The following is a 9,207-nucleotide window of genomic DNA, read 5'->3' on the forward strand; positions in this document are numbered from 1 at the left end:
CGACTAAAATTCTTGTGATTAACATCATTCTCTCGTTTCCGTTTACTGATTATTCCGGTTTAAACACGAAGGTAAAAACTCTAAATTCCTGATTAAATAAATTTCTATCTTGCGGTACCGGCAACGGCGAGGCTTTTCTCACCGCGTTTTCCGCCGAACGGTCAAAAATAGGATCGCCGCTGCTACCGATCACCACCGCGTCCATCACATCACCACTGGCCAGCAATTTTACCTGAATCGTGCATCTTAAGCCTTGCGTCGCGTTGATTGGCCGCGTCCAGGCGCCTTCCACTTTGCGCGCTATCATCTGCTTGGCTGAGTCTACGGCTTGCTTATCCGATGCAGCTTTTGCCGCAGCCGCTGCAGCGGCTTCCGCAGCCTGGCGTTCTTTTTCTGCTTTTTCAGCCGCCGCTATCGCCGCTTGACGCTCTTGTTCTGCTTTGGCTTTTGCCGCCGCTTCCGCCGCGAGCCGTTCTTTCTCTGCCTTCTCAGCCTTTTCCGCAGCTAGTTTGGCCTGACGTTCTTTTTCAGCCTTGGCTTTGGCTTCCGCTTCAGCTGCCATACGTTCTTTTTCTGCTTTCTCTGCCGCTATTTTGGCTTGGCGCTCTTTCTCCGCTTTTTCGGCGGCTAGTTGTTTATCTTTTTCCGCTTTGGCTCTGGCATCGGCTTCCGCCGCTTGTTTGGCTTTTTCAGCGTTAAGCGCGGCCTGCTTTTCCTTTTCGGCCTTGGCTCTTTCGTCAGCTAATTGCCTTTCCTTTTCCGCTTTTGCCTTGGCTTCCGCTTGTTTTGCTAGCTCCTGACGCTTGGCTTCCTCGCTCTTTTGCTCCTGTAGCTTTTTTTGTTGCTCCAGCGCTTTTTGTTCCTGTAACTTCTTTTGTTGCTCCAGCGCTTTTTGCTCCTGTAACTTCTTTTCCTGCTCCAGCTTTTTGATTTCGGCTTCCTGCTGTTGTTTCTCGCGCGCCGCTTCCGCCAGTTTTTGTTCCTTCAACTTGGCTTCGCGTTCCACTTCCTGTTGTTTTTCCAGCTGTTTTTGTTTCTCCGCTTCCTTTTGCTTTTCCGCTACTTCTTTCTGTTTTTCCAACTCGGCTTGCTTCTGTTTTTCTGCGGCTTCCTTGGCTTTTTTCTGCTCCAGAGCTTGCCGTTCCTTGGCCTCCTCTAGCTTTTTTTCCTCTTCCTTACGCTTGGCGGCGAGCTGTTCCTGCATTTTCTTTTCTTCTAATGCTTCTTGCTTGCGTTTTTCCGCAGCCTCCTGGATTTTCTGTTCCTCAAGCACACGCTGTTTTTTTGCTTGCTGCAACAACTGCTCTTCGATTTTTCTGGCGTTTTCCAGTTGCTCTTGATGCTGTTGTTCGGCTTGCTGCTTGTTTGCTTCGTTCTGTTTCAAGCGTTCGGCTTCCGCATCGATTTCCGCACCGTCTAATACGGTCGCTTCAATGATGTCTGCCGGCGGCGCCATTTGTGCGTCGTCGGTTTCAGTCAGAAAACTGAAGCTGAACAACAACACAATCAGAACATGTAGCGCTATCGCCTGCGCAAGCGAAGGTTTAAAACTTTTCATGGTGGTTATTTATTTGCTGTCTGGCGGCGGCGCGGTCATCAAGCCCACTTTGGGGGCGCCGGTTTTCTTAAGTTCCACCATCACGCTGACGATACTACCGTATTCGACTTCGTGATCGCCACGCACATACAGCTGGGCTTTGGGGTTATTTCTGAATACCGCAGCGACTCTGGTTTTAACGGTATCGACATCGACCGGCGTCTCGGCTTCTTCATCACCGTTGCCAATATCGACGTATAAACTGCCGTCTTTCTTGATCGATACGATTACCGGCACCTGATCCTGCAAGTCGACAGACTCGGCCTCGGCTTGCGGCAATTCCACCTCGACACCGGTTTGCACCAGTGGCGCGGTAATCATGAAAATCATCAACAGCACAAAGGTAACGTCGATATAAGGAACGACGTTAATTTCGGCCATTACACCGCGCTTTTTGCGCGATCTGCGATTGCTGCCGCCTACATTCATTTGCTGTGCGCCTGTCTTTGCAGTAATACCACGAACTCGTCGACGAATAACTCGTAACGACCGGCCAAGCGGTCCAAGCGCGTAGAGAAGCGGTTATAAGCGATAACCGCCGGAATCGCGGCGAACAAACCGATCGCGGTGGCGATCAAGGCTTCGGAAATACCGGGAGCGACATTCGCCAACGTAGCATTTTTAATTTCGCCCAAGGCGCGGAACGAATTCATGATGCCCCAGACGGTACCAAACAGACCTATATACGGACTGGTCGAACCGACTGTCGCCAAAAACGGCAAGGTCTCATCGAGCCTATCCAACTCGCGGGACAATTCGATACGCATTGCCCGCTGCGCGCTTTCTACCTGCACCGACGGTTCGACATCGCCCTTCTGGCGCATCCGCGCAAACTCGCGGTACCCGGCCAAAAAGATTTTTTCTATGCCCTCCGGTTCGAACCTATCGCTGGACATTTTTTTGTACAGTTCAGCCAGGCCGACGCCAGACCAAAACTCCTCTTCAAAATCATCGGTGATGGCGATAGCTTGCTTCAATTCTTTACGCTTGGAAAAGATGAAGGTCCAGGAAGCAACAGATGCCGACAACAGAATGAACATAACAAACTGCACGACAATACTGGCTTCTTTGACCAGCGTCAGAATGGATAAATCGGTATTCATTAGTTTAAATGTTCCAAAATAGCAGAGGGAATCAGTTTGGGCTTCATGCTTTGCGCATCAAGACAGGCAATTCGAATTTCAGCAGTGCATAAGACGTTCTGTTGCCGGATAATCGATTGCTCAAAGGTAAAATTAGTTTTCTTATGTTCAATGACTTTTGCGCTAACGTCCAACAGTTCGTTGAAGCGGGCAGGTTTTAAATAGTCAACTTTCACCGAACGGACCACAAAAATCAGGTTTTGTTCAGCTAATAGATTATCCTGTTCGAAACCGACGCTACGCAGCATTTCGGTTCGAGCACGTTCAAAAAACTTCAAATAGTTAGCGTAAAACACTACGCCGCCCGCATCGGTATCTTCGTAATACACTCGTACCGGCCAGTTAAATTCTTTCATTCGTCTCTTAACGAATTATTAATTGGCAAAGATGTCATCGCTGCCGAGTTGCTGCCTGGGCACTGGCAGGCCAAAATGGCTGTAGGCTTTGTGCGTGACCACTCGCCCTCTGGGGGTGCGCATGATAAATCCTTGCTGCAATAGATACGGCTCCAGCACGTCTTCAACGGTACCGCGCTCCTCGCTGATAACGGCAGCCAGCGTATCCAGCCCAACCGGGCCGCCTTGAAAATGCTCTATCATGGCGGTCAATAACTTCCGGTCCAGCATATCGAAGCCTTGTTGGTCTATTTTCAGCATATCCAATGCTTGTTTGGCAATCTCGCGACTAACCGTGCCGTTGCCTTTTACTTCGGCAAAGTCGCGCACTCGGCGTAACAGCCGGTTGGCAATCCTCGGCGTGCCCCGCGAGCGGCAGGCGATCTCATCCGCACCACCGCTGTCCATGCCAATATTCAGCAGTTTGGCTGAGCGGCTGACGATACTGGCCAGTTCCTCGACGGTGTAAAACTCAAGGCGTTGGACGATACCGAAACGGTCGCGTAAAGGCGATGTCAACAAACCGGCCCGGGTCGTAGCGCCTATCAGCGTAAATGGTGGCAAATCCAGCTTGATTGAGCGGGCTGCCGGACCTTCACCTATTATAATATCAATTTGGTAGTCTTCCATAGCCGGATACAGCACCTCTTCCACCGCCGGGCTGAGTCTATGGATTTCGTCGATGAATAGCACATCGTGCGCTTGCAGATTGGTCAGCAAAGCTGCCAAGTCACCGGCTTTATCCAGGACCGGCCCGGAGGTTTGCCGAATGTTGACATTCATTTCCATGGCAACGATGTTAGCCAAGGTGGTTTTCCCCAAGCCGGGAGGGCCGAAGATCAATACATGATCCAACGCTTCAGAGCGCGTTACCGCCGCTTGGATAAAGATTTCCATCTGCTCGCGGAGTTCTTTTTGCCCGACATAGTCTTTCAGCCGTTTGGGGCGAATAGCGCGATCCACGCGCTCCTCGTCATTATTTCCTTGCGCTGTCACCAATCTATCGCTTTCAATCATTTAACCGCACCGCGTAGCGCCAGACGAATAATGTCCTCGCAGCTTTTATCTTCGGTGGCGATCGATTGTACCATTCGCGCCGCATCGGGCGGCTTATACCCCAAGGCACACAGCGCGCTGATCGCTTCTTGCTTGGGACTGGCTGCCGAACCGGGCAGCGAACTTGGGCGATCATTCGATGCCGATAACTTGTTCAATTCCGGCAGACGACCGCGCATTTCGATAATCAAGCGCTCAGCCGTCTTTTGGCCGACGCCAGGCAAACGCACCAAGCCTTTTACATCGTTATCATGGACGCAACGATAGAATTCTTCGGTGCTTTGCCCGGACAGAATCGTTAACGCCAGCTTCGGACCGACGCCGTTGACCTTGATCAGGGTTCTAAACAGCATACGTTCGCTTTCCGTGGCAAAGCCGAACAGGATATGCGCATCCTCCCGCACGACAAGATGAGTATGCAGTTTAACTTCTTCACCCAGCGCCGGCAGATCGTAAAAGGTATTCATCGGCGCTTCCACCTCATAACCGACGCCGTGCACATCCAGCAATAGTTGCGGAGGGGCTTTATGAATCAATTTACCGCGTAAAAAACCGATCATGAACTTACCTTTTGCAAGCGCATGGCGGTTTCCTGATAGTGGCTATGGCATAGACCTATAGCCAACGCATCGCTGGCGTCGATCTGCATATCACCTTGAATACTCAACAAAATTTTCACCATATGCTGAACTTGCAGCTTATCGGCATTACCTTTGCCGACCAAGGCTTGTTTCACCTGTCTGGCAGCGTATTCGAACACGGGCAGATCGCGATTCAAGGTGGCGCAGATTGCCGCACCGCGGGCCTGACCCAGCTTCAAGGCCGAATCGGCATTTTTATGCATAAACACTTGCTCGATGGCCATTTGCTCGGGATGGTACAACTCGATCACCTGACTAACGCCATCGAAAATCTGCTTCAAACGCTCGGGAAATTCATCGGACTTAATACGAATGCAGCCGCTCGCTACGTAACGAATACCGCGTGGCGTCGACTCAACCACACCGTATCCGGTAATACGCGAACCTGGATCTATACCTAAAATTCTGGTCAATAGTGTATTGGTACGAGTAATTTTGTGGTGTGATTAGGCATCGAGCGCAGTCATAATGTCGTCGCTGATGTCGGCATTGGAGTAAACATCCTGTACATCGTCCAGGTCTTCCAAGCGGTCGATCAACTTCAGCATTTTTTCGGCCGCATCGGCATCCAACTCGGTTTTGACATCGGCATGCATCGTCACTTCGGCGTTTTCCGGCTCCAAGCCGGCAGCGACCATGGCTTCCTTGACTGTCATATAGTCTTCCGGCGTGGTAAAAACATCAATAGAACCATCATCATTGGTAACCACATCCTCGGCGCCCGCTTCCATAGCCGCTTCCATCAACACATCTTCATCGACTTCGTTTGAGTAACTGATGATACCCACTTTACGAAACATATAAGCCACAGAACCATCGGTACCTAAATTACCGCCGGCCTTGGAAAATGCGTGCCTGACATCCGCGACGGTACGATTGCGATTATCGGTCAAGCAATTGACCATCACCGCAGTGCCGCCGGGGCCGTAACCTTCATAACGGACTTCTTCGTAGACCACGCCATCAATCGCGCCTATGGCTTTTTTGATGGTGTTATCGATAGTATCGCGCTTCATATTGGCACCGAGCGCCTTATCGATAGCGGAGCGCAGACTCGGGTTGTTGGCCGGATCGCCGCCACCTGAACCCTTCGCGGCCACGGTAATTTCCCGGATCATTTTGGTAAAAATCTTGCCGCGTTTTGCGTCCTGCGCGCCTTTACGATGCTTGATGTTAGCCCACTTACTATGCCCTGCCATTCTATCTCTCTGAATCTTCTAAAAATTTGGGAATTTTACCATCGTCCCGTCTGCTTATCGACCCTTGCTTATAGCACCAAGGGCAATACTGCCGCTAACGACGTATCCGAGACGTAGCTATCCGCCTGCTCTTCCACCAACGGCCTGCGCACTACGCCGCCGAAACCGATCATATATGCACCGGCTAATTTTGCTTCGAGATCGGTCTTGCCATCGCCTATCATAACCAAGGATGAATGATGCATCCTCAGCCGCCGGCAAATCCTGGCCTTGCCACCACTAACTGCCAAGGGCGAATGCCGGGCAAAATCCTGATAATTACCGTCATCGTCAAACAACACATCGACCGCATGCACATGCTCGTCCGGTATGCCCAACTGTTCCGCTAAGGGCAGTATCGCCTGTCGCAAGCCGCCACTGATGATGTGAATTAACTTGTTGTTAGCTTGCAAGGTTTTAATCGTTTCACTGACACCCTCCACCATTTCGGCAATATACAACTCGGCCAACCAGTCTATCGCGGCTTTGTCGGGCTTAATCAAATCCAGTCGGTTCGCGTAGACATCCTCCAAAGCGAGCTCACCGTTCATGGCCGCATCAGTCAATGCCGCAACCTGTTCAAATAAACCGTTACGCCTGGCTAATTCATCGATACCTTCGACCCGACTTAGCGTACTATCGCAATCGAAACAAATGACGTCATAACTCATAAAGCAATTTGCCTCGCCGTATGTACCGCCGGCACCTCGCACACTGATTTCAGCACTTGCTCGTTTAATGGATCCGAAACGCTGATGACCATCATCGCCAATTGATGCTCGTCGGCGATGCTAACTTGCATCCGGGTAATATTGATATTGGCGACGCCCAAGATCGAGCTAATCGCGGCGATCACGCCAGGCCGGTCATCATGACGGGTGATTAATAGAGCGCCTTCCGGCACCACTTCGATTTCGAAATGATTGATGCTGACCAAGCGCGGATGTTGATTTCCCAACAAGGTACCCGCCAACGATACCGATTTATCAGCGCAATGCCCGGTGATTTTGATTAGCGATTGATAGCCTTCTGATTCCTCGGTCTGCGACTCAATTAGCGTTATGCCCTGACGTTTGGCAATGTTCTCGACATTCACGCGGTTAACCGGCGTAGAAAGTTGTCCACCCAGTAAGCCGACCATCGCTTCAGCAGAAATAGGCCGAATTTTCACCTCAGCAGCCTTACCGTATACGGCAACTTCCAGCTTTTGAATCGGTTGATCGATCAAACCAACCAACACCTTGCCGAGAATATTGGCTAAGTTCATAAATGGTTGAGCCTTGGACAACTCTTCTGCCGACAACCTAGGCAGATTCAGAGCATTTACGGCTTCACCGGTTTGCAAATATTTAACCGCCTGACGGGCGATCTCGACACTGACAGCCACTTGCGCTTCTTTGGTCGAAGCGCCTAAATGTGGGGTAAATACCACGTTGTCCAAAGTAAGCAACGGCGAATCCTTGGGCGGCTCTTGCTCATAAACATCCAATGCCGCGCCGGCAATCCGACCGTCTTTCAAAGCATCGTATAATGCCGACTCGTCAACCAAGCCGCCACGCGCGCAATTGATCAAGCGCGCAGATTTTTTCATCATCGCCAATTGCTCACGACCGATGATGTTTTTGGTTTTCTCCAGCAAAGGACAATGCAAGGTCAAATAGTCCGCTTGCTTAACCAAGGCTTCCAAATCGACCATTTCCGCGCCATGTTTGGCAAAAACATCCGGTGCAACAAACGGATCATAAGCGATCACGCGCATGCCCAAACCGTTGCCGCGTTGAGCAACTATCCGGCCTATAGTGCCGAAACCCAGCACTGCCAAGGTTTTATGAGTAATTTCAGCTCCCATCAATTTAGAGCGTTCCCACTTACCTTCTCTAACCGACTGATTAGCGAAGGGTAGATTACGACTTAAGGAAAACATATGCGCAATAGCCAGTTCAGCCGTGGTGGTAGCGTTGGCATCCGGCGTATTCATTACGATAACGCCTTGCTCAGTTGCGGCATTTAAGTCGACATTATCAACCCCTATGCCGGCGCGCCCGACTACTTTCAGACAAGTCGCAGCTTTTAAAACCCTAGCCGTTACCTGAGTATCGCTGCGAATCAATAAGGCATCATAATCTGGAATAATTTCGCACAACGTGTCTTCACTTAAGCCGGTTTGAATGTGTATCTGTATTCCTTCCTGGGCATTTAAGAAATTAATGCCGTCTTCCGCAAGCTTGTCTGAAATTAGTATCTTTTTCATCGCCGTGACTGGATTATTGGATAAGGCCGGCATTCTAGCAGCTTTGCTATAATCGCCGTAATGCGCGTTCCCGACAAACTACCGAATCTAAGCTTATGAAAATAAAAGCGGCGCTTGGCGTCCTATCGGTGATCTGTTTGCTAGGCGCAATCGCCTGGTGGCTGACTTACACCAAAAGCTTCGTCCCCGATGCCGTGTTTACCACATTGAAAGGCGAGCGGCTGACAATTGCCGCGCTAAAAGGCAAACCCGTTTTGATAACGTTTTGGGCAACCGACTGCCCTGGCTGTATTGAGGAAATTCCGGATCTGATCGCACTGCACCAGCAAGGCCTGCAAATCATTGCGGTGGCAATGCCTTACGACCCACCTAGCCGCGTGCTAGCTTTAGCCAAAGAAAGACAGCTTCCCTATGCAGTGGCGCTTGATATAGACGGTAGTCTTGTACATGCTTTTGGTGACGTGCAATTGACCCCGACAATGTTTTTAATAGATAGGCAAGGCGTGATCATCATGCACAAAATCGGCGCCTTCGATTTAGCATCTTTAAAAACACTTCTGACACAATTATAAAAACTCCGTTGCAATTGAACATCAGAAGCCTGGTCTGACGACAGCAAACCATAAAATTGAAGTGTGATTATGTATCAGGGAGTTTCGATCAAAAAAAAAGCCCTGCTAGAGTTAGCAGGGCTTTTGGGTTAGGCGCTTGGCGATGACCTACTTTCACATGGCAACCTGCCACACTATCATCGGCGCTAAGCGGTTTCACTTCCGAGTTCGGGATGGGATCGGGTGGTTCACGCTTGCTATGTTCACCAAGCAAACTGGTTAGGCTGTTGTGCAGCCGTCATGCGCAGGTTGGAAGCAATTGCTTCGCCCTGCCTT

The 9,207-nt window shown here is 50.4% G+C and carries 11 protein-coding genes and 1 rRNA gene; 1 reads left to right on the plus strand and 11 read right to left on the minus strand.

All coding sequences use genetic code 11. The features are described from left to right. Nucleotides 1–49: 49 nt before the first annotated feature. The 10 genes from tolA to serA form a co-directional block, all read right to left on the minus strand. Nucleotides 50–1,558, minus strand: a complete 1,509-nt coding sequence (tolA, locus tag NP589_RS16650; RefSeq protein WP_256608007.1) for a cell envelope integrity protein TolA — start codon at nucleotides 1,556–1,558, stop codon at nucleotides 50–52. Between the two features lie 9 nt (nucleotides 1,559–1,567). Continuing rightward, nucleotides 1,568–1,978, minus strand: a complete 411-nt coding sequence (gene tolR, locus NP589_RS16655) for a protein TolR (protein WP_225615880.1) — start codon at nucleotides 1,976–1,978, stop codon at nucleotides 1,568–1,570. A 44-nt stretch (nucleotides 1,979–2,022) separates the two neighbouring features. Next, nucleotides 2,023–2,700, minus strand: coding sequence for a protein TolQ (gene tolQ, locus NP589_RS16660; RefSeq protein WP_020483188.1), 678 nt, complete (start codon nucleotides 2,698–2,700; stop codon nucleotides 2,023–2,025). Further along, nucleotides 2,700–3,095 carry a tol-pal system-associated acyl-CoA thioesterase gene (gene ybgC, locus NP589_RS16665; RefSeq protein WP_256608008.1) on the minus strand — a complete coding sequence of 132 codons (396 nt, stop codon included), beginning with the start codon at nucleotides 3,093–3,095 and terminating at the stop codon, nucleotides 2,700–2,702. The genes tolQ and ybgC overlap by 1 nt, the downstream gene beginning before the upstream one ends. 18 nt (nucleotides 3,096–3,113) lie before the next feature. Next, nucleotides 3,114–4,148: a Holliday junction branch migration DNA helicase RuvB gene (gene ruvB / locus NP589_RS16670; RefSeq protein WP_256608016.1), complete on the minus strand. Its 1,035-nt coding sequence runs from the start codon at nucleotides 4,146–4,148 to the stop codon at nucleotides 3,114–3,116. Beyond that, a complete protein-coding gene (ruvA, locus tag NP589_RS16675; protein WP_256608009.1) occupies nucleotides 4,148–4,750 on the minus strand; it encodes a Holliday junction branch migration protein RuvA in 603 nt (200 codons plus the stop codon). Before ruvA ends, ruvB begins: the two co-directional genes overlap by 1 nt. Beyond that, the gene (ruvC, locus tag NP589_RS16680) at nucleotides 4,747–5,244 is read right to left on the minus strand and encodes a crossover junction endodeoxyribonuclease RuvC (RefSeq protein ID WP_256608010.1); all 498 of its coding nucleotides are present in this window, start codon (nucleotides 5,242–5,244) and stop codon (nucleotides 4,747–4,749) included. The genes ruvA and ruvC overlap by 4 nt, the downstream gene beginning before the upstream one ends. A gap of 33 nt (nucleotides 5,245–5,277) precedes the next feature. After that, a complete protein-coding gene (locus tag NP589_RS16685) occupies nucleotides 5,278–6,030 on the minus strand; it encodes a YebC/PmpR family DNA-binding transcriptional regulator (RefSeq protein WP_256608011.1) in 753 nt (250 codons plus the stop codon). A 68-nt stretch (nucleotides 6,031–6,098) separates the two neighbouring features. Then, the gene (locus NP589_RS16690) at nucleotides 6,099–6,740 is read right to left on the minus strand and encodes an HAD-IB family phosphatase (protein WP_256608012.1); all 642 of its coding nucleotides are present in this window, start codon (nucleotides 6,738–6,740) and stop codon (nucleotides 6,099–6,101) included. Beyond that, the gene (gene serA, locus NP589_RS16695; RefSeq protein ID WP_256608013.1) at nucleotides 6,737–8,320 is read right to left on the minus strand and encodes a phosphoglycerate dehydrogenase; all 1,584 of its coding nucleotides are present in this window, start codon (nucleotides 8,318–8,320) and stop codon (nucleotides 6,737–6,739) included. The genes NP589_RS16690 and serA overlap by 4 nt, the downstream gene beginning before the upstream one ends. A 95-nt stretch (nucleotides 8,321–8,415) precedes the next feature. Here serA and NP589_RS16700 point away from each other — a divergent pair, with 95 nt between their 5' ends. Further along, a complete protein-coding gene (locus NP589_RS16700) occupies nucleotides 8,416–8,892 on the plus strand; it encodes a TlpA family protein disulfide reductase (RefSeq protein ID WP_256608014.1) in 477 nt (158 codons plus the stop codon). A gap of 134 nt (nucleotides 8,893–9,026) precedes the next feature. Here NP589_RS16700 and rrf read toward each other — a convergent pair. Next, nucleotides 9,027–9,142: ribosomal RNA gene (rrf, locus tag NP589_RS16705) — 5S ribosomal RNA — on the minus strand. Between the last annotated feature and the right edge of the window lie 65 nt (nucleotides 9,143–9,207).

The organism is Methylomonas rosea (genome assembly GCF_024505055.1).
Taxonomy (GTDB): domain Bacteria; phylum Pseudomonadota; class Gammaproteobacteria; order Methylococcales; family Methylomonadaceae; genus Methylomonas; species Methylomonas rosea.

Bases quoted from the DNA above. Each gene is read 5' to 3' on its own strand.
- ybgC (WP_256608008.1), bottom strand. From the start codon at position 3,095: ATGAAAGAATTTAACTGGCCGGTACGAGTGTATTACGAAGATACCGAT.
- ruvA (WP_256608009.1), bottom strand. From the start codon at position 4,750: ATGATCGGTTTTTTACGCGGTAAATTGATTCATAAAGCCCCTCCGCAA.
- serA (WP_256608013.1), bottom strand. From the start codon at position 8,320: ATGAAAAAGATACTAATTTCAGACAAGCTTGCGGAAGACGGCATTAAT.
- tolR (WP_225615880.1), bottom strand. From the start codon at position 1,978: ATGGCCGAAATTAACGTCGTTCCTTATATCGACGTTACCTTTGTGCTG.
- NP589_RS16700 (WP_256608014.1), top strand. From the start codon at position 8,416: ATGAAAATAAAAGCGGCGCTTGGCGTCCTATCGGTGATCTGTTTGCTA.
- NP589_RS16685 (WP_256608011.1), bottom strand. From the start codon at position 6,030: ATGGCAGGGCATAGTAAGTGGGCTAACATCAAGCATCGTAAAGGCGCG.
- tolA (WP_256608007.1), bottom strand. From the start codon at position 1,558: ATGAAAAGTTTTAAACCTTCGCTTGCGCAGGCGATAGCGCTACATGTT.
- NP589_RS16690 (WP_256608012.1), bottom strand. From the start codon at position 6,740: ATGAGTTATGACGTCATTTGTTTCGATTGCGATAGTACGCTAAGTCGG.
- tolQ (WP_020483188.1), bottom strand. From the start codon at position 2,700: ATGAATACCGATTTATCCATTCTGACGCTGGTCAAAGAAGCCAGTATT.